This window comes from Sporosarcina sp. FSL K6-1522 (assembly GCF_038622445.1).
Lineage (GTDB): Bacteria > Bacillota > Bacilli > Bacillales_A > Planococcaceae > Sporosarcina.
The window spans coordinates 4,218,180-4,237,372 of sequence record NZ_CP152019.1 but is presented as its reverse complement, the minus strand read 5'-3'; the positions used below and the strand labels follow the sequence as shown (position 1 = coordinate 4,237,372).

The window sequence follows — 19,193 nt, the reverse complement described above, 5'->3', positions numbered from 1 at the left end:
GTGACTGTAGAATCGACTATTCAAGAAAGTGTCCAGAAAAAACAGAAGCTATCGTCAGGGGCTATTCAACAAGTATTAGCTTTTGCTAGCTTGCTTGCGCTATTCGTATTCTTTTCTTTTGCATCAAGTAGCTTCTTGCAATATAGCAATATCATGGGGATTTTATTATCCACTGCAGTGATTGGTATTTTAGCTTTAGGTGCGACATTTGTCATTATCACAGGAGGAATCGACCTCTCCGTGGGGACGGTCATGACGTTGTCTTCTGTGTTAACGGGTGTCATTGTCGTGAATGCTGGGATGCCTATTTTCATCGGTGTCCTTGGAGGGATTGTCACAGGTGCTGCTTGTGGGTTTTTATGTGGGTTTGCTATTACCAAGTTGAGAATCCCGCCTTTTATCGCAACGCTGGCAATGATGATGATTGCCAAAGGGTTAGCGCTTGTTATTTCTGGAGCAGCTCCGATTTACTTTAGCGATCATCCCAACTTCACAAAAATCTCATTAGGTTCTATTATTCCGGGCATCAATATACCGAATGCAGTCATTATTTTCTTCATCATGGCGATTATCGGCGCTGTGATCTTATCGAAAACGGTTTTAGGAAGATATAATTTTTCCATTGGTAGTAATGAAGAAGCTACTAAACTATCGGGCGTCAATGTAGACTTCTGGAAAATCGCAATCTATTCACTAGCAGGTGCATTCACGGGAATTGCCGGCGTCCTGATGGCATCGCGCTTAAACTCTGCGCAACCTGCGTTGGGGCAAGGTTATGAGCTTGAAGCCATTGCAGCGGTTGTCATTGGGGGGACTTCGCTAAGCGGAGGAAAAGGAACCATTGTTGGTACAGTCATTGGTGCACTGATTATGAGTGTGTTAACGAATGGTTTACGCATTATGTCCATCCCACAAGAATGGCAAACGGTTGTAGTTGGATTAGTCATTATTTTGGCAGTCTATGCAGATGTGTTGAGAAAGAAGGACTAACGATAGGATGTCTAGTCAATAGACTGAATATAGAATAAACGAATGCGAAAGGGGAGAATAGTATGAAGAAAAGGTCATGGTTAATGAGTGGAATTCTTGGAGCTTCTTTATTTTTAGCGGCATGTGCAGATGATGGGGGATCGGCAGGTTCAGGAGATGCACCAGAGAAAGAAGGCTCTAAGGATGACAAACCGTATGTAGCTGTCGTATCGAAAGGCTTCCAACACCAATTTTGGCAAGCGGTGAAGCAAGGGGCTGATCAGGCTGCAGATGAATTTGATGTGAAAATTACGTTTGAAGGACCAGAGAGTGAATCACAAGTCGATAAACAGATTGAAATGTTGCAAGCAGCGCTTGATAAGAAACCAGATGCCATCGGTTTTGCGGCACTTGACTCTCAAGCAGCTTCCCCATTACTAACAGATGCAGATGGAAAAGGGATTCCGATTATTGCGTTTGACTCGGGTGTTGACAGTGAAATTCCACTTGCCACTGCATCCACAGATAACAAAGCAGCTGCAGCATTAGCGGCTGATAAGATGGCGGAAGCGATTGGTGGTAAAGGGAAACTTGCGCTTGTTGTCCATGACCAAACGTCTGTAACAGGTGTGGATCGTCGTGATGGCTTTGTCGATCAAATCGAATCGAAATATCCAGACATTGAAATTGTCGATATTCAATACGGTGGTGGAGACCACTTGAAATCAACGGACTTGGCAAAAGCGATGGTGTCGGCACATCCCGATTTAAAAGGAATTTTTGGGTCAAATGAAGGATCTGCAATTGGTGTCGTGAATGCGGTTCGCGAATTAAATAAATCAGGAGATCTTGTTATTGTCGGATTTGACTCAGGTAAGCAACAAATCGACGCGATTAAAGATGGCTTAATGGTTGGAGCTGTTACACAGAATCCAGTCGGCATTGGCTATGAAACAGTGAAAGCAGCAGTTGCAGCAATGAAAGGCGAATCGGTCGAGAAAACAATTGATACAGGTTTCTATTGGTATGACAAAGACAACATTGATAGCGATGAAATTAAGGCAGCGATTTACGAGTAAGCCTTGCGCTTTTCTTATGAAATAGTGGGACTGATTAATTCGGTCCCTTTCTTAATCAGTAAGCAAGTAAGCACCGCGAATTTATCTTCATTCAGCAAATCTTTTTGTACTGAAAGTGAAGCGTCAGCTACAGAAAATACCTACGTCCATAGGTGGCGAGATGAATGCGGTTTTGTTTTTCTGTTCAGTGGGTGTTCAAATGCCCGCTGAACGAAGATAAAGCTTCCGGCGGATGTCACAGATTTTTTAGAGGAGTTTTGGAAGGCAACCTAAGTTCGCCGCGTCCTGAAAGGTGCCTTAATTTCCGCAAAGAACGTAGAAATACGGCAAATCGAACCCTTCGCTGTTCGATTGGCAACGGTTGCATGACCTACTTCCTGTAGGCCCCGAGCTCGAAAAAAATCTGGACGCAATTACGCCGAGGCGTAATTGATGAGGTGAAGATGATGGATAGGCCTATTCAATGGGGAATTCTTGGTGCAGCCAATATTGCGAGGCAACAAATGATTCCTGCTATTTTGCAAAGTACCAATGGTGCTGTGCAGGCGATTGCTAGTAAAAGTGGCAAAGCCCAAGCATTTGCGGACGAATTTACAATTCCAACTGTATTGACCGATTATCAAGCGCTCCTACAATTAGAAGAAATTGATGCGGTCTACATTGCATTGCCAAATTCCTTGCATAAGGAATGGATTGACAAGGCGATTGCCGCTGGAAAACACGTATTATGTGAGAAACCAATTGTCCTAGAAGTACATGAATTGGCAGAAATTTTTACTGCTGCGAATCAGAAAAAAGTGCACGTAATGGAAGCCTTTATGTATCGATTTCATCCACAAATGATTGAAGCAAGAAAGTTGTTAGAAGCCGGTGTGATTGGTGAACCTTTAACCATTCGTTCAAGATTCCATTTTACGATGGGGGATTGGCAACAAGATATTCGAATGCAGTCGGAACTTGGCGGCGGCGTTCTGTGGGATATAGGTGGGTACTGCTTGAATGTGATGCTTGATTTAATAGGAGAAGAACCCGCAGCCATTCACGTTTTACAGGGCAGGAAACAGCAAGTAGATACGCATATTGCCTTTCAGCTTCGCTTTTCGAATGACGTACTTGGCATAGCGGACTGTAGTTTTTACGGCCCGATGACCAATGACGTTGACATCATCGGAACAAAAGGAACGATGCATCTACCGCATGCATTTCGTCCGGATCTGAACGAGGATGTTGGTGTCGTTCGAATACATACGGAAGAAGGGCCGCAACAATTTGAGTGGGCAGGGAACTCCTATGTCGCTCAAGTCAATGCATTTCAAGAGGCCATTCTTGCCAACGTCCCGTTAGCTTATACACCACAACAAATGCTGCAACAGTCTCGTATGCTGCAGAAATTAGTAGAACAATTGAAAACATCTTGAAGGGGGTAAAGCCATGTCGCAAATTATAGCAGAGTTAAACAAATATGCTAAGCGCTTAGTAGATTCAGGTCTTGTTGTAGGTGCAGGTGGTAATTTAAGTATGCGTGAAGGTGACTATATGTATATTTCACCAAGCGGCTTTGATCTACAAGAAATTGAAGATAACTGGGTAAAAGTGCATATTGAAACGGGCGAGGTGGAGGGAGATTTACGACCATCATCTGAGGTGCTCATGCATTTAGAATGCTTTAGAAAAAATCCGGAAACGACAGCAGTGTTGCATGCTCATCCAACGTATTCAATCGGTGTGTCTTCGGCTGGAAAAGATATTCCACCGCTATTCCCAGACTTTCCGGCCATGGTGAAAAGTGTAGGATACATCGATTATGTCATTCCAACAACACATGTGCTGGCAGATGCTGTTGGTACTTTAATCGATCAGCATGATGTCATTATTATGCGTAATCATGGGGTGTTGACAGTTGGTAAAACGATGAAGGAAGCCTATTTCTTCATGCAATTAACGGAAGAGTCAGCGAAGATTTTCACAATCAGCACAATCTTTGGAGGACCGAGAGTGTTAACAGACGAGGAATGTGAAGATTTACGTAATCTATCCGCTGAACGATATCGTTCCAAATTGCTTCAGGAATAGGAGGGAAAAAGATGACAACGGTTCTTGCATTTGATCTTGGGGCTTCAAATGGCAGGCTTGTCAGCCAAGTTTTTACTGGAGAGAAACTGAGCTTGCAAGAGCTCCATCGCTTCGCCAATCAACCGCTTCAGGAAAATGGACATTACTATTGGAATTTTTCCTATTTGATGAAAGAGATTGTGAAGGGCATACAGCTTGCAGAAAAACAATTTCCAGGTTCAATTGATGGCATTGGTGTCGATACATGGGGTGTTGATTTCGGCATTATTGATACAAATGATCGGCTCGTCTCGAAACCTTTTTCGTATCGAGATACGCATACCGTGCCGCATATGGAAAAGGCATTGACACAAATCAAGGCATTTGAGCTATTTAAAATGACAGGCAATGAAGTTTCTTCTATTAATACAATGTTTCAATTAATGGCGATTGACAAGCATTATCCAGCTTTTTTAGAAAACGCCAAGCATATTTTAATGACGCCGAATTTAATTCAATTTGCGCTTACAGGCATTGCACAAAACGAGTTTACCATTGCTTCTACTTCTCAATTAGTCGAACAAGGTCGTATGGAATGGCACAAGGCTATTTTACAAACGTTCTTTCAGAAATCCTTACCATTGTCACCAATCCAATTGCCACATAACGTGATGGGCCCGATTTCAACGTCGATGCAAAGTGGTGAACAGATAGGGGCAATCCCTGTCATTATGACACCTGGGCATGACACGGCCTGTGCCTTATCGGCGTTACCCATCCAACAACCCGATGCTTGCTTTATGAGCATTGGCACATGGACGCTCGTTGGGAAAGAAGTACCGAATCCCGTCATTACGCAGGAAGCTTTTGAAGAAGGCTTTACCAACGAGGGGACGAGTGAAGGTACGTATCGATTTCAACGAAACGGCATGGGATTTTGGATTTTGCAAAACTTACGCAATGAATGGAAGCATAGTGGGCGTGAAGTGAACTATGACAAAGAACATGAGTTACTAACAACTGCGCAAACAAATGAAATATTCATAGATCCTGATGATGCATTCTTTTTCAATCCATCTTCAATGGAAGAGGCGATTCGACTTTATTGTCAAAAGACCGGTCAACGAGCACCGTCCTCACAGCAAAAGATGCTTCAATGTGTTATCGAAAGTATGGCTTTAAAATATGCCCAGACGATTCAGCGAGTGGAGGAAATGACCGTTACGCAAGCGGATGTTATCTATATCGGTGGAGGCGGTATTCAAAATAAATTTCTCTGTCAGCTTATTGCGAATGCGACGAGAAAGCGTGTCGTTGCGGGCCCGATTGAGGCGAGTGCAATTGGCAATGGTTTGTCGCAGCTTCGAGCATTGGGTGAAATTGGATCATTGCAGGAAGGAAGAGAAGTGGTTGCCAAGTCCTTCGAGGTGGAAGAATATCAGCCGAAAAACGAGATGCAATGGCAACAAGCGAAAGCACAATTTGCATCCTATTTACATACACGATGAATGGGGGAAATAATAATGACAAAAACAGATCGCTATATTGGTAGACTTCCGAAAATTGGAATACGCCCAACGATTGATGGACGACGCAATGGTGTTCGAGAATCATTGGAAGAAACGACGATGCAAATGGCAAAAGCGGTTGCAGCTTATTTGTCTAGTGAACTGAAACATTATAACGGTGAGCCAGTGGAATGTGTCATCGCTGATACTTGTATTGGTGGTGTAGCCGAGGCGGCACGTGCAGCGGATAAGTTTGCACAAGAAGGTGTCGGTGTATCGATTACGGTAACCCCTTGCTGGTGCTATGGTTCTGAAACAATGGATATGGATCCTCATTTGCCAAAGGCAGTTTGGGGCTTTAATGGAACGGAGCGTCCGGGTGCAGTGTATCTTGCAGCAGTATTGGCGGGACATAATCAGAAGGGCCTTCCGGCGTTTGGCATTTACGGGCAGGATGTTCAAGATGCGGGCGATGAAACAATTCCAGAAGATGTTAAAGGGAAGCTGTTACGTTTTGCGAAATCAGGTCTTGCTGTTGCCATGCTAAAAGGCAAGTCGTACTTGTCAATGGGCTCTGTTTGTATGGGAATTGCAGGAAGTATGGTGCAAGAAGACTTCTTCCAAAGCTATCTAGGTATGCGCAATGAATACATCGATATGTCGGAATTCGTTCGTCGTTTCGATTTGGAGTTATATGACCGAGTTGAATATGAAAAAGCCTATAAATGGGCGAAGGAAAATCTTCATGTAGGCGCGGATAATAATAAGGAAAACTTTAAACGTTCTGAAGAGTTGAAAGAATCGGATTGGCAACGCTCTGTGAAAATGACCTTGATTGCACGTGATTTAATGGTTGGCAATGACAAGCTAACGGAGCTTGGCTTTGAAGAAGAGGCACAAGGTCATAATGCACTAATCGCGGGGTTCCAAGGTCAACGTCAGTGGACGGATCACTTCCCGAACGGTGACTTTATGGAAGCGATTTTGAATTCATCATTCGATTGGAATGGTAAGCGCGCTCCTTATTTATTGGCGACGGAAAATGATAGCTTGAATGGTGTCACGATGGCAATGGGGCATTTACTGACAAATACAGCTCAGGTTTTCGCGGATGTACGGACGTATTGGAGTCCGGATGCAGTGAAACGAGTGACGGGTAAAGAACTTACAGGTAAAGCGGAAAATGGTATTCTTCACCTCATTAATTCAGGAGCAGCGGCTCTTGATGGCACGGGACAACAAATGAAGGAAGGTCAACCGGCGATGAAGCCACATTGGGAAATTACAGATGAGGAAGTCAAAGCCTGTTTAGATCATACACAATGGCGTCCGGCTTCCACGGAATATTTCCGTGGTGGTGGGTATTCATCTAATTTTAAAACAAAAGGCGATATGCCTGTCACGATTGCTCGTTTGAATATTGTCCACGGTTTAGGGCCTGTGCTGCAAATTGCGGAAGGATACACGGTGGAGCTAGAAGATGACGTCCATGATGCGTTGGATAAACGAACGGATCCAACATGGCCAACGACGTGGTTTGCGCCAAAATTAACAGGGCAAGGTGCATTCAAGGATACCTACTCTGTCATGAATAACTGGGGAGCGAATCACTGTGTCGTGAGCTACGGCCATATTGGTGACGACCTGATTACAATGGCATCCATTTTACGTATTCCAGTGAACATGCACAACGTGGAAGCTGAACGGATTTTCCGTCCGAGTGCTTGGAATATGTTTGGGACAGCGGAAGCTGAAGCGGCGGATTACCGTGCATGTCAAACGTTTGGACCTTTGTATAAATAAGAGCCTTATGAGGTGATGACGATGAGTAATGTGTATGTGCTTGGTGTGGATTACGGCACGGAATCGGGTCGTGTACTCATTGTTGATGTGGCGACAGGGCAGACGATTGCAGAGCAAGTGACCCCGTATCCGCATGGTGTCGTAACGGAGAAATTACCGGATGGACGAACGGAATTGGGCAAGGAAACGGCATTGCAAGTGCCGCAGGATTACTTGGATGTCTTAACACAATCGATTCCATGTCTATTACAACAAACGAAGATTGCAAGTGAACAAGTAATAGGGATTGGCATTGACTTCACATCATGCACAATTTTGCCGACTACCCATGATTTCACACCACTTTGTGAGGTAGATGGCTATCAAAGTCGTCCGCATGCTTTCGTGAAATTATGGAAGCACCATGAAGCGGAGGCTCAAGCTCAGAGGTTGAATGCCTTAGCGCAAGATGAGCCGTGGATTCAGCGTTATGGAGGGACGATTTCAGCCGAATGGATGCTGCCGAAAGTAATGGAAGTGTTGGAAAAAGATCCAGAGGCTTTCAATAAAACCGATTTGTTTTTGGAAGCGGGTGACTGGGTAACGGCAAAATTGACGGGCAACCTGACACGTAGTAGCTGTTCAGCGGGCTATAAAGGGACATGGCATAAAGTAGATGGTTACGTCGATGCGGCGTTTCTGAAAAAACTTGATTCGAAATTAGAAAGCATTTACGACACAAAGTTGCGTGGTGAAGTCTGTTCGCTAGGACAGAAGGCCGGTACGTTAACGAAAGAAATGGCTATGCTCCTAGGATTGCAGGAGGGAACGGCAGTTGCGGTCGGCATTATTGATGCGCATGCGGCACTGCCAGGTACTGGCGTTTCCAAGCCAGGGACACTTGTGATGGTTATGGGAACATCGACCTGTCATTTACTGCTCAGTGAGAAGGAAGAATTGGTGCCTGGAATTAGTGGAGTGGTAGAGGATGGTATTTTGCCTGGGTACTTTGCTTATGAAGCGGGGCAAGCGGCGGTTGGTGATCTTTTCGCTTGGTTTGTGGAGCAGCAAGTCCCGGCTTATATTGAACAACAGGCAACTGCTAAAGACTTGTCTGTCCATGCATATTTGACGGAGTTGGCGGGTGAACTTTCGCCGGGAGAATCAGGTCTTGTTGCCCTGGATTGGCAAAATGGTAGTCGCACACCGTGGGTCGATATGTCGTTGTCGGGAGTTGTAGTTGGTCAAAAACTCTCCACGCGCCCGGCTGAACTGTATCGTGCTTATTTGGAGGCGACGGCTTTTGGAACACGGGTCATTGTTGAATTATTTGAGTCTCATGGCATTCAAATTGAGCAGCTTGTTGCATCTGGCGGTATACCGAAGAAAAACCCGTTACTGATGCAAATTTATGCAGATATTTTGCAAAGAGACGTTATTGTTAATCTCAATAGTCAGGCGCCCGCACTTGGAGCAGCCATTTTAGGAGCAGTCGCAGCAGGGAAAGAACAAGGTGGTTATGATTGCGTTGCGACAGCCATCGCACAGATGTCGTCGAATGAAACCATTACCTATCGGCCAAATGCTAGCGTACGCACAGTGTATGACACGTTATTTAGTTACTATAAAAAGTTAAGTACTTTTTTCGCAGAAGAGACATCCATGATGAAGGAATTAACTTGTTTCAGCAAAAGTCCTCTACTCCCATAAGTGGGGAGATAGATGCTAAATATACATTCAATCATCGGGGGGCGAACCTCGGCTGAATCAAGTTAAGCCTCCGGCGGATGTCACAGATTTTCAGAGGAGCTTTTCGAGCGAACTCGAAAAAATCTGGACGCAATTCCGCCGAGGCGGAATAGATTAGCATTGAAATTGAAGAAGTAGTGCACTTGAAAGAGCATAGGAGGAATTCACTTGGCAGAAAATTTATGGAATGCTCAAGAAGCTAGTCAACAACAATCCGTTGTGTCGTCACTACGCTATCGCTCCAATCTACTTGGTTCAGATCGCAGTGTTTGTAATTGGGGTGGCGGTAATACATCCGTGAAATCCACTGAAGTTGATTTCAAAGGACAAGAAATCGAAGTGATGTGGGTAAAAGGCAGTGGCTCTGATTTAGCGACAATGGAGGACAAACATTTTACCGTATTGAAACTCGATGACGTTAGGCCGTTAATAGAACGGGAAGAGATGTCGGATGAGGAAATGGTGGCGTATTTAGGGCATTGTATGGTCAACCCTTCACATCCACGTGCATCGATTGAGACATTATTACACGCGTTCCTTCCTTATGAACATGTGGATCACACTCATCCAGATGCGATTATTAGTATCTGCTGTGCACCAAATGGGCGTGAAATTGCAGATGAAATCTATGGTAATCGCTATGTGTGGGTGCCCTATATCCGCCCTGGTTTTTTATTATCCAAAATGATTGCAGAGGGGGTAAAAGCCAACCCGCGTGCAGAGCTTGTGTTGATGGAAAAGCATGGCCTTGTTGTCTGGGGAGAAACGGCCGAAGAAAGCTATAACAAAACGATTGACATTATTAATGAGGCGCAGGCTTATATTGATCAGTCATTATCAGCTGTGGAGCCGTTTGGTGGCGTACAGTATACAACGCTTGCAGAAGAACAGCGTCATGCGTTGTTTGCCAACGTATTGCCAACTATACGGGGAGCGGTTTCAGGACACGATGGAATGATTGCTACGTTTGATGATAGTGAAGCTGTTTTGGAGTTTGTCAATAGTGCACGTGCTGAAACGTTATCACAAGTGGGCGCAGCTTGTCCGGATCATCTCGTCCATACGAAACGTGTCCCGCTGTATGTGAAATGGAATCCGCAGGAACAAGGGGAAGTGGAATTGCTTCAAGCCTTGCAACAAGGGATTGCTGCGTACAAAGAGGAGTATGAAGCTTATTTCAAGCAGTATGCAGGTGAGGATGATACGATGTTCAGTCTGGCACCGCGTGTTATTTTGATTCCGGGACTGGGCATGATTGCGATTGGCAAGGACATTGGCAATGCGAATATTAGCCGCAATCTGTATTACCGTGCGATTTCCGTTATGAAAGGCTCGGATGCAATCGGTGGATTTCAGTCGTTAAATGCGGAAGAATCCTTTGCGATTGAGTACTGGCCATTGGAATTATACAAATTATCATTAGCGCCAAAGGAAGCAGAGTTTTCTCGTAAGGTCTGTTTTGTCACTGGAGGAGCGGGTGGCATTGGCAGTGAGACTTGTCGACTCTTTGCATCCCAAGGTGGGCATGTAGTTCTTGCCGATTTAAACCTTGAAGGTGCACAAAAAGTGGCTGAAGACATTAACAGCTTGTACGGAGCAGGTCGTGCATTAGCGGTTAAAATGGACGTCACCGTTGAAGCAGATATTAAAGAAGCGTTTAAACAAGCAACGTTGGCATATGGTGGGGTAGATGTGCTTGTGAATAATGCAGGTTTGGCAACGTCTAGTCCTTTTGAAGAGACGACTTTAGCAGAGTGGAATTTGAATATGAATGTCCTTGGAACAGGGTATTTCCTCGTTTCTAGAGAAGCTTTCACATTGATGAAAGCACAACAGACGGGTGGAAGTATGATCTTTATCGGTTCTAAAAACTCAATTTATGCTGGGAAAAATGCCTCTGCTTATAGTGCGGCGAAGGCACTTGAAGTGCATTTGGCAAGATGTATTGCGGCAGAAGGTGGCGATTATGGTATTCGTGCGAATTCTGTGTTACCAGATGCTGTTTTGCAAGGCTCTGCAATTTGGGGGTCAAAATGGAAAGAAGAGCGCGCCGCAGCTTATGGCATCGAGCCTGATGAGTTGGATGAACATTATCGCCAGCGAACGGTGTTAAAAGTGAATATTTATCCAAGCGATATTGCGGAAGCCATTGCATTTTTTGCATCTTCCAAATCGACGAAAACAACGGGTTGTATGCTAACGGTAGATGGCGGCGTGGCGGCAGCATTTACGAGATAACCAAAACACCGCTTCGATTAGAGGTGGTGTTTTGAATGTAAAAGAAAGCAGGGAAATACCTTTTCTCTCGTATTTCAGTATTAGAATGTCGGCGTATTCCAAGAGACAGATTTGGTATGGGTGTATACTGGTGAAGCAGAAAGTGAGGGATGAATTTGTTAGGATCAATTGAAGCAGGCGGCACAAAAATCAATTGTGCAGTCGGTCATCAGGATGGCACTATCGTCAAACAAATCCAAATTGCGACGACGACCCCGGACGAAAATGTTGCGCAAATTGTGGCGTTCTTTCAGGAACACCCAGTTGAAGCAATCGGCATCGGCTGTTTTGGCCCTGTCAATGTAGATAAGGAGAGCGCGGACTACGGAAGCTTGCTCGATACACCGAAACAACAGTGGCGCTTTTATCCGTTTTTAGCGACTTTGAAGCAGCAGTTAGCTATTCCAATCGAATTGCATTCAGACGTCACCGTATCTGGTTTAGGTGAGGTACATTTAGGTGGTGGCAAAGGAGATAACTTTGTTCTATATGTAACGATTGGCACGGGGATTGGGGGCGGAGTTATTTTGAATGACCAGCTATTACGTTCTCCACGCCATCCAGAAATGGGGCATGTTACGATGCAGCGCGTAGAGGGAGATCAGTTGGTGAGCGTCTGTCCTTTCCATGACAACTGTTTTGAAGGCTTGGCATCGGGTCCAGCAATTGAGAAGCGCTGGGGCAAAAAAGGAAGTGAACTTCCACCAGATCATCCGGCATGGGAAATGGAAGCTGATTATATTGCCCAAGGCTTACTGCAAATGATTGTTGTACTAGCACCCGATCGCGTCATTATCGGCGGCGGTGTTATGAAACAGCAACAGTTACTTTCCCGTATTCGAGAAAAAGTGCAAGAGAAATTAAATGGTTACACCTATTACGATCGCTTGGAAAACATGGAGCAACTCATTATTACCCCCGTGTTAGGGGACGATGCAGGACTTATTGGTGGGCTGTTGTTAGCAGACTACGCGAATAATATGTGAATATCCTAAAAGCAGTATGGATCCTACTAGGCATCCATACTGCTTTTTTCGTCCTTAAGTCGGGAGTCGAGCACCCAAAATCATAGGGAATCTTCCTTAATCCAAAAATAAAAATAGAAAGACTATTGCGAAGTACCGTAATTATAGGTACAATACAATAAATCAAATAAATGAAACAGCGTTTCAAATAATGAAACCATTGAGGGGTGTATAAATGGTTCGTACATTAATGGAAGTCGATCAATTACAAGTTGGGATACAGGATGACGGGATAAAGACGACGATTGTCAATGGCATTAGTTTTCAGCTGAAAGAAGGAGAAACGCTTGGAATCGTTGGTGAATCGGGCTGTGGCAAAAGTATGACAGCGCTTTCACTTATGGGGCTGCTGCCGCCAGGAGTTCAATGGCAAGGTGGGGATATTCATTTGAATAATCTTCATTTTAAAGATTTTACGAAAAAAGATTGGCGTAAAGTCAGAGGAAAAAAAGTATCGATGATTTTCCAAGAGCCGATGAGCTCTTTGAATCCGGTGTATACAGTAGGGAAGCAAATTGTCGAAATGATTAGTAATCATGAAACGATGGATAAAAAGCAGGCAAGGGCACGTGCGCTACAAATGTTACAACTTGTCGGAATTCCACGACCGGAACAAGTTCTAGATGAATATCCACATCAGTTGTCTGGTGGTATGCGCCAGCGTGTGATGATTGCCATCGCCATGTCATGTAATCCGGAAATCCTTATTGCGGATGAGCCGACGACGGCACTCGACGTAACAATCCAAGCGCAAATTTTGGAACTGATGAAAAATTTGCAAGTGAAGATGAATATGTCGATTGTCTTGATTACCCATGATTTGGGTGTTGTTGCGGAAATGTGTGACCGTGTAATTGTGATGTATGCAGGGGAGATCATTGAAGAGGCAAATGTTGTCGATTTGTTTGACGAAACGAAGCACCCTTATACAAAGGGATTGCTTGAATCATTGCCAGACATCAATGAGCAAAAAGAGTATTTATCATCGATTCCTGGAATGGTGCCTGCACCAGGGAGTATGCCGACGGGTTGTCGTTTTGCAGCACGCTGTCCAAAGGTTCATGACAGATGTACACAAGCGCCGCCATTGATTGAAACGGCAAATGGCTCGAAAGTGAAGTGTTGGCTATACGACGAAGCAAAACAGGAGGTGCTGACTTAATGGGTGAACAAGAAGAACTACTTCGGGTAGAAGGATTGCAAAAGTATTTTCCGATTAAGGGCGGTATCCTCGGGAATAAGGTGACGCAACACGTAAAAGCGGTAGATGGCATTACATTTGATGTGAAAAAAGGGGAGACCTTTGGCATTGTTGGTGAATCGGGCTGTGGGAAAAGTACAGCGGGACGCACGATTATGCGAATGCTAGAACCAACAGGTGGCAAGGTTTTTTTCCAAGGACAAGACATTACTGCTCTGAAGAGAGACGAAATGCGCAAATTGCGGAAAGATATTCAAATTGTATTTCAAGATCCTTATGCTTCGTTAAATCCACGCATGCGTGTACATAAAATTATCGAAGAACCACTCATTAATTTTGGTGTAACGGATAAAGCGGAAAGACAGAGACGTGTACTTGAAGTTGCGGATCAAGTCGGGTTATCACAAGCACAATTGCAGAGGCTGCCACATGAATTTTCAGGTGGACAACGCCAACGAATTGGAATTGCACGGGCTTTAATATCAAAACCGAAACTCATTATTGCGGATGAGCCGGTATCAGCTTTAGACGTTTCGATTCAGTCGCAGGTCTTGAATCTTATGAAAGATTTACAGAAGGAATTTGGCTTAACGTATATTTTCATTTCCCATGATTTGAGTGTCATTAAGCATTTCTGTGACCGTATTGGTGTGATGTATTTAGGGAAGATGGTCGAAATATCAGAGAAAAACAAGTTATATGATGACCCGCTTCATCCCTATGCGAAGGCCTTATTATCGGCGCTTCCAAGTCCACATCCACTACAGAAAAAAGAGCGCATCATTTTGCGGGGGGATGTACCGAGTCCAGCAAATCCACCGGATGGTTGTACGTTCCATCCACGATGCTTTTCCTGTATGGACATTTGTAAAACTGTGAAGCCAGAGCTGCAACAGATGGACGATGATCACGCTGTGTCCTGTCATTTATATACGAAAGTAGAGGCAGGGCATGTATGAGTAAGACGATGGAAAAAGGTTTACTGTTGCTTGATTTATTTACTGAGGAGCGACCTTCCTGGCGGTTGGATGAAATTTCAACGCATACGGGTATTCCTAAACCTACAGCCCACCGCTTACTCAGAACACTTGTAGAGACAGGGTTTTTACAACGGACTTCACTTGAAAGAAATGGAACCATTATTGATGGCGATAGTTATTCGTTGGGGTTGAAATTATTGCAACTAGGTGAGCGGGTGGCAAGTGGATTGGAAATCCGATCGATTGCACTGCCATTTATGAAGCAATTGCAAGTGCAGTTCAATGAAGCGGTTCAACTAGTGACGCGGGAGCATAACGAAGGGGTCTATATCGAAAAAGTAGAGAGTACGAGGCCTGTCCGTTTATATACGCGTGTAGGTCGATATGCACCGTTGTATGCTGGAGCTTGTACACGGATCTTATTGTCTTTTTTACCAGATAATGATATTCATGAAATTTTGTCCAAGCCACTTACTTGTTATGCGAGCCAAACACCACAATCGGTGGAGGAAGTATGGTCGCTGATTGAACAAGCAAGAAAAGAAGGGTATGCCTATAGTGTATCCGAGCTAGAAGAAGGAACGGTTTCCATTGCGGTTCCTATCTTTAATCGTCATGGGGATGTGCAATATTCCATTAGTATTGCAGGTTTCTCTGTCTCTCTTCCGAAGGACAATGCGCATCTCTTTTTACAGGCGCTATGGGAAACAGCAGCACAGATTTCTGAAAAAATTGGCTACAATCAGCAATATCCTTATAGCAACAAACTAAAAAATGTACAGACGGAGGAGAAAAGATGAAGAGGAATAAAAACGTATTTATTTCTGTTGTAATGATTGTAATGCTCGTGTTGGCTGCTTGTTCAGGCGGTGGCGGCGACAAAAAAGAAGGAGCAAAGACAACCGATGGAGGGAAAAATCCAGCGGAAAGTCGTGGCAATGAAATTATCGTTGGTATTACAAGTGATCCGCAAAGCTGGGATCCTATCGATACGTTTCTACTAGATTGGAGTACAGTTGCGATATCTGTCTTTGAAGGATTAGTCGAACGTGACCTAGATTTAGAGTTAAAGCCGGGGCTTGCAGAAAGCTGGGAATATCTAGATGACAGCACAATTGAATTCAAGTTGCGTCAAGGTGTCGTCTTCCATAATGGCGAGCCGTTTAATGCGGATGCTGTGAAATTTACGTTTGATCGTTTACTTGGAGAAGAAGGTCAAAAAGGACCTCAATATTCGAACTATGCATCGATTGAATCTGTAGAAGTGAAAGATGAATTCACAGTAATTATGAAGTTAAATGCACCGGATCCAGTGTTATTGACGAAACTTTCAGGGTACGGAGCGGTTATCGTACCACCTGGTTATGTGACAGAAGTTTCGGATGAAGAGTTTAATAATAAGCCAGTGGGTACAGGACCATTTAAAATGACAGGCTACAAGCGTGATCAGGAAGTCTTGCTAGAGAAAAACGAGAACTATTGGAAAGAAGGATTACCGAAGCTAGATAAAGTAACCTTTAAAGTAATTCCAGAGGCTTCGACGCGCCTAGCAGAACTACAAACAGGAAAAATTGATATTATGAAGCGTGTTGAAGTTGCACAAGCGGACACGGTGAAAGAAACGAACTTCGTGAAACTTGAAGAAGTGGGAACACCAACTGTGTACTCTATACGTTTTGATACAGCAAAAGCGCCTTTCGACAAAAAAGAAGTTCGTCAAGCTGTTAACTATGCGATTAACAAAGAAGAGTTGATTGAACAAATTTTGGGTGGGTATGGTCTTCCAATTAGTACGTTCCAAAGTGACTTATCATTTGGAAATAATCCAGATTTGAAGCCATATCCATATGATCCTGAAAAAGCAAAAGAGCTATTGAAAAAAGCAGGCGTTGCTGAAGGGACACAAATCGAAGCATTCATCCCTGGGAATGATGGGAACTTTAAAGAAATCACACAAGCAATTGCCTTTTATTTAGAAGAAGTGGGCTTGAAAGTGAATATTAATAGCGTGGACGTTACAACGATGAACTCTGATTTAATCCCACAAGGCGATGCGGGGCATATGTATCGTCAAGGATGGGGCGGCTGGACGCTTGACTTTGATAACACAGCATACCTGATGTATCACGAAGGCGAGCAGTGGAACCCATCATTTAAAGATGAAAAAGTAGAAGAATTATTGGCTGCGCAGCGTGCGACAGTCGATCAAGACGAAAGACATAAAATCTTCATGGAACTGACAACTGTACTCTATGATTTGGCACCAGAAGTAAACTTGTACCAAACAGTAGATTTATATGCAGTAAACGAGCGTGTGGAAAACTTCCAACCACCACATGAAGACCGTATGCGTTTGGAAGAAGTCAGCGTCAAATAAATCTATATAGGTTGAACTTATGATTTTACCTACTCTCTTAGTTGATTGGAATGCAGAGCGGCGACTCCAGCGAAAGCCGTCACGAAGAACGGCTTTTGCGAACAAAAGCGAAGCGTTGAGAGCAGGATGCCTTAATTTCCGCAAAGAACGCAGAAATACGGCAAAGCTCACTCTTCGCTGTTCGCTTGGCTGAAGCCGTGCCCGCGGAAAGCGTCCGCTCGGAAAGGAAATCAACGTGGAGAAGGTATTATTTAGTTCAACTTATATAGTATCAAACTAAACAAATCATATAGGGATAGTATGGCTCCCATACTATCTCTTTCTTTTAAAGAGGACGGAGGATAGACGATGATTGCATACATTACGCGGAGATTATTTCATACAGTATTAGTCGTATTGGCTATTTCAGTCATTATATTTTTCTCCATTCGCTTGACTGGAGACCCTGTAACCGTCATGTTTTCGGCAGGTGAGCCGTCCAAAGAGGCGATTGCCGAAGTAAAAGCGGCACTTGGTTTAGACCAGCCGTTATATGTGCAATACGGCATTTTTTTGAAAGGCCTACTGACACTCGACTTTGGGGAATCGTTTCGGAGTGGAATGCCAGTTTCTAGTTTAATATATGAACGATTAGGTGCGACCCTTGTTTTAGCATTGGGCGGAATCGTAGTAGCTGTTTTAATCGCATTTCCAGTCGGCATTTTGTCAGCTGTTAAACGCGGAACACCTGTTGACTTTTTCGGAAGAATTTTTTCGTTAATTGGTATTTCATTCCCGAACTTTTGGTTAGGAATTATGTTGATATTAGTTTTTGCGGTTCATTTACAATGGCTACCGTCTTCTGGTTTTGATGGTTGGTCATCCTTGATTTTGCCATCGATTACACTCGGAATGATTCTCTCGGGGATTTTGGCGAGGTTGGTACGTTCATCGATGTTAGAAGTGATGAACCAGCAGTATATGTCAACGGCTCGTTCAAAAGGAATTAGCGAATGGGCTGTTATTATTAAACACGCTTTTCGTAATGCGTTGCTCCCAACCGTGACATTTTTAGGTTTGCAGTTTGGTTCTTTACTTGGTGGAACGGTTATTGTAGAGCAAGTATTTTCGTGGCCAGGCATCGGTCGGTTAATCATTGATGCTATTAACCAAAGGGATTATCCCGTCATTCAAGGCGGTGTTATTTTCCTAGCGATTATTATGGTCGTTGTGAATTTAATTGTCGATTTAAGTTATACATTGATTGATCCTCGGATTAAAGCTGGAAGAGGTGGACAGTCATGACGAGTAGTCATATGGAAGAAAGCACAGTACGCCCGCGGAAAACTAAGATGCAACGTTTTGGTCGCTTTGTGAAGAAAAATCCAGCTGGGGTTGTCGGCATGTTGCTCGTTTTACTAGCAGTTAGTTCGGCACTCTTTGCACCGTTGCTCGTTCCCTTTGATCCATCGAAAGCAAGCTTAGTATCTCGATTAGCACCGCCATCTTGGGCTGATCCAACTGGCAAGTCAGAGTTCTTCCTAGGTGCCGACCAACTGGGACGTGATTTGTTCAGTCGAATTATTTACGGCGCAAGAATTTCGTTGATGGTTGGATTTTTTGGAGTACTTATTGCGCTCGTCATTGGGACATTTATGGGCCTTATTTCCGGATTTTTTGGCAAATGGCTCGATGATTTTATTATGCGTTTTGCAGACATTCAGTTGGCATTCCCGTTTATTTTGTTCGCGATTGTCATTATGAGTGTGCTTGGAACAGGCGTATGGAAAATCATTATCATTTTAGGGATTACCTATTGGGTTGGTTTTGCCCGGTTGATACGGGGACAAGTCATTTCGCTGAAGGAGCAAGAGTTTGTGCATGCAGCTAAGGCAGTTGGTGGGACCAACTTTACTATTATTACGAAGCATATTCTGCCGAATGTCATGTCTTCTGTTTTAGTACTTGGAACGATGTATATCGCTGAGTTTATTTTACTAGAGGCGTCGTTGACGTTTCTTGGCTTAGGGGTAGATCCAACGATTCCGTCATGGGGCGGTATGCTAGCAGATAGCCGGAATTATATTACATCTGCATGGTGGACATCTGTTTTCCCTGGGGTAGCCATTATGTTAACGGTATTGGGCTTTAATTTGCTCGGTGACTGGTTGCGTGATAAATATGATCCGAATATGAAAGCGTAAGGGGATGAGCA

Annotated in this window: 15 protein-coding genes; all 15 read left to right on the top strand. The window is 44.0% G+C overall.

Features of this window, described 5'->3' with window-relative positions:
- The 15 genes from MKY34_RS21170 (at nt 1) to MKY34_RS21100 (ending at nt 19,182) form a co-directional block, all read left to right on the top strand.
- Nucleotides 1-990: an ABC transporter permease gene (locus MKY34_RS21170; protein WP_342513081.1), complete on the top strand. Its 990-nt coding sequence runs from the start codon at nt 1-3 to the stop codon at nt 988-990.
- A gap of 62 nt (nt 991-1,052) precedes the next feature.
- Entirely contained in the window at nt 1,053-2,048 is a 996-nt protein-coding gene (locus tag MKY34_RS21165; protein WP_342513080.1) for an ABC transporter substrate-binding protein, read from the top strand.
- Nucleotides 2,049-2,494: 446 nt separating this feature from the next.
- Nucleotides 2,495-3,466 carry a Gfo/Idh/MocA family oxidoreductase gene (locus MKY34_RS21160; RefSeq protein ID WP_342513079.1) on the top strand — a complete coding sequence of 324 codons (972 nt, stop codon included), beginning with the start codon at nt 2,495-2,497 and terminating at the stop codon, nt 3,464-3,466.
- A 13-nt stretch (nt 3,467-3,479) separates the two neighbouring features.
- On the top strand, nt 3,480-4,121 hold the full coding sequence (locus tag MKY34_RS21155) for a class II aldolase/adducin family protein (protein WP_342513078.1): 642 nt from the start codon (nt 3,480-3,482) through the stop codon (nt 4,119-4,121).
- 11 nt (nt 4,122-4,132) lie between these two features.
- On the top strand, nt 4,133-5,608 hold the full coding sequence (locus MKY34_RS21150; RefSeq protein ID WP_342513077.1) for a rhamnulokinase family protein: 1,476 nt from the start codon (nt 4,133-4,135) through the stop codon (nt 5,606-5,608).
- A 12-nt stretch (nt 5,609-5,620) separates the two neighbouring features.
- Nucleotides 5,621-7,411: an L-fucose isomerase gene (locus MKY34_RS21145; protein WP_342515326.1), complete on the top strand. Its 1,791-nt coding sequence runs from the start codon at nt 5,621-5,623 to the stop codon at nt 7,409-7,411.
- A 21-nt stretch (nt 7,412-7,432) separates the two neighbouring features.
- Nucleotides 7,433-9,100, top strand: coding sequence for a ribulokinase (locus tag MKY34_RS21140; RefSeq protein ID WP_342513076.1), 1,668 nt, complete (start codon nt 7,433-7,435; stop codon nt 9,098-9,100).
- Between the two features lie 207 nt (nt 9,101-9,307).
- Nucleotides 9,308-11,377: a bifunctional aldolase/short-chain dehydrogenase gene (locus MKY34_RS21135; RefSeq protein ID WP_342513075.1), complete on the top strand. Its 2,070-nt coding sequence runs from the start codon at nt 9,308-9,310 to the stop codon at nt 11,375-11,377.
- 155 nt (nt 11,378-11,532) lie between these two features.
- The gene (locus MKY34_RS21130; protein ID WP_342513074.1) at nt 11,533-12,402 is read left to right on the top strand and encodes an ROK family protein; all 870 of its coding nucleotides are present in this window, start codon (nt 11,533-11,535) and stop codon (nt 12,400-12,402) included.
- Nucleotides 12,403-12,616: 214 nt separating this feature from the next.
- Nucleotides 12,617-13,603 (top strand): ABC transporter ATP-binding protein, encoded by a 987-nt coding sequence (locus tag MKY34_RS21125; RefSeq protein ID WP_342513073.1) that lies wholly within the window; start codon nt 12,617-12,619, stop codon nt 13,601-13,603.
- Entirely contained in the window at nt 13,603-14,601 is a 999-nt protein-coding gene (locus tag MKY34_RS21120) for a dipeptide ABC transporter ATP-binding protein (RefSeq protein WP_342513072.1), read from the top strand. The genes MKY34_RS21125 and MKY34_RS21120 overlap by 1 nt, the downstream gene beginning before the upstream one ends.
- Entirely contained in the window at nt 14,598-15,422 is an 825-nt protein-coding gene (locus tag MKY34_RS21115; RefSeq protein ID WP_342513071.1) for an IclR family transcriptional regulator, read from the top strand. The genes MKY34_RS21120 and MKY34_RS21115 overlap by 4 nt, the downstream gene beginning before the upstream one ends.
- Nucleotides 15,419-16,999: an ABC transporter substrate-binding protein gene (locus MKY34_RS21110; protein ID WP_342513070.1), complete on the top strand. Its 1,581-nt coding sequence runs from the start codon at nt 15,419-15,421 to the stop codon at nt 16,997-16,999. The genes MKY34_RS21115 and MKY34_RS21110 overlap by 4 nt, the downstream gene beginning before the upstream one ends.
- A 348-nt stretch (nt 17,000-17,347) precedes the next feature.
- A complete protein-coding gene (gene nikB / locus MKY34_RS21105) occupies nt 17,348-18,283 on the top strand; it encodes a nickel ABC transporter permease (RefSeq protein WP_342513069.1) in 936 nt (311 codons plus the stop codon).
- A complete protein-coding gene (locus MKY34_RS21100) occupies nt 18,280-19,182 on the top strand; it encodes an ABC transporter permease (protein ID WP_342513068.1) in 903 nt (300 codons plus the stop codon). The genes nikB and MKY34_RS21100 overlap by 4 nt, the downstream gene beginning before the upstream one ends.
- Nucleotides 19,183-19,193: the final 11 nt, after the last annotated feature.

Bases quoted from the DNA above. Each gene is read 5' to 3' on its own strand.
- MKY34_RS21165 (WP_342513080.1), top strand. From the start codon at position 1,053: ATGAAGAAAAGGTCATGGTTAATGAGTGGAATTCTTGGAGCTTCTTTA.
- MKY34_RS21160 (WP_342513079.1), top strand. From the start codon at position 2,495: ATGGATAGGCCTATTCAATGGGGAATTCTTGGTGCAGCCAATATTGCG.
- MKY34_RS21155 (WP_342513078.1), top strand. From the start codon at position 3,480: ATGTCGCAAATTATAGCAGAGTTAAACAAATATGCTAAGCGCTTAGTA.
- MKY34_RS21150 (WP_342513077.1), top strand. From the start codon at position 4,133: ATGACAACGGTTCTTGCATTTGATCTTGGGGCTTCAAATGGCAGGCTT.
- MKY34_RS21140 (WP_342513076.1), top strand. From the start codon at position 7,433: ATGAGTAATGTGTATGTGCTTGGTGTGGATTACGGCACGGAATCGGGT.
- MKY34_RS21125 (WP_342513073.1), top strand. From the start codon at position 12,617: ATGGTTCGTACATTAATGGAAGTCGATCAATTACAAGTTGGGATACAG.
- MKY34_RS21120 (WP_342513072.1), top strand. From the start codon at position 13,603: ATGGGTGAACAAGAAGAACTACTTCGGGTAGAAGGATTGCAAAAGTAT.
- MKY34_RS21115 (WP_342513071.1), top strand. From the start codon at position 14,598: ATGAGTAAGACGATGGAAAAAGGTTTACTGTTGCTTGATTTATTTACT.
- MKY34_RS21110 (WP_342513070.1), top strand. From the start codon at position 15,419: ATGAAGAGGAATAAAAACGTATTTATTTCTGTTGTAATGATTGTAATG.
- nikB (WP_342513069.1), top strand. From the start codon at position 17,348: ATGATTGCATACATTACGCGGAGATTATTTCATACAGTATTAGTCGTA.
- MKY34_RS21100 (WP_342513068.1), top strand. From the start codon at position 18,280: ATGACGAGTAGTCATATGGAAGAAAGCACAGTACGCCCGCGGAAAACT.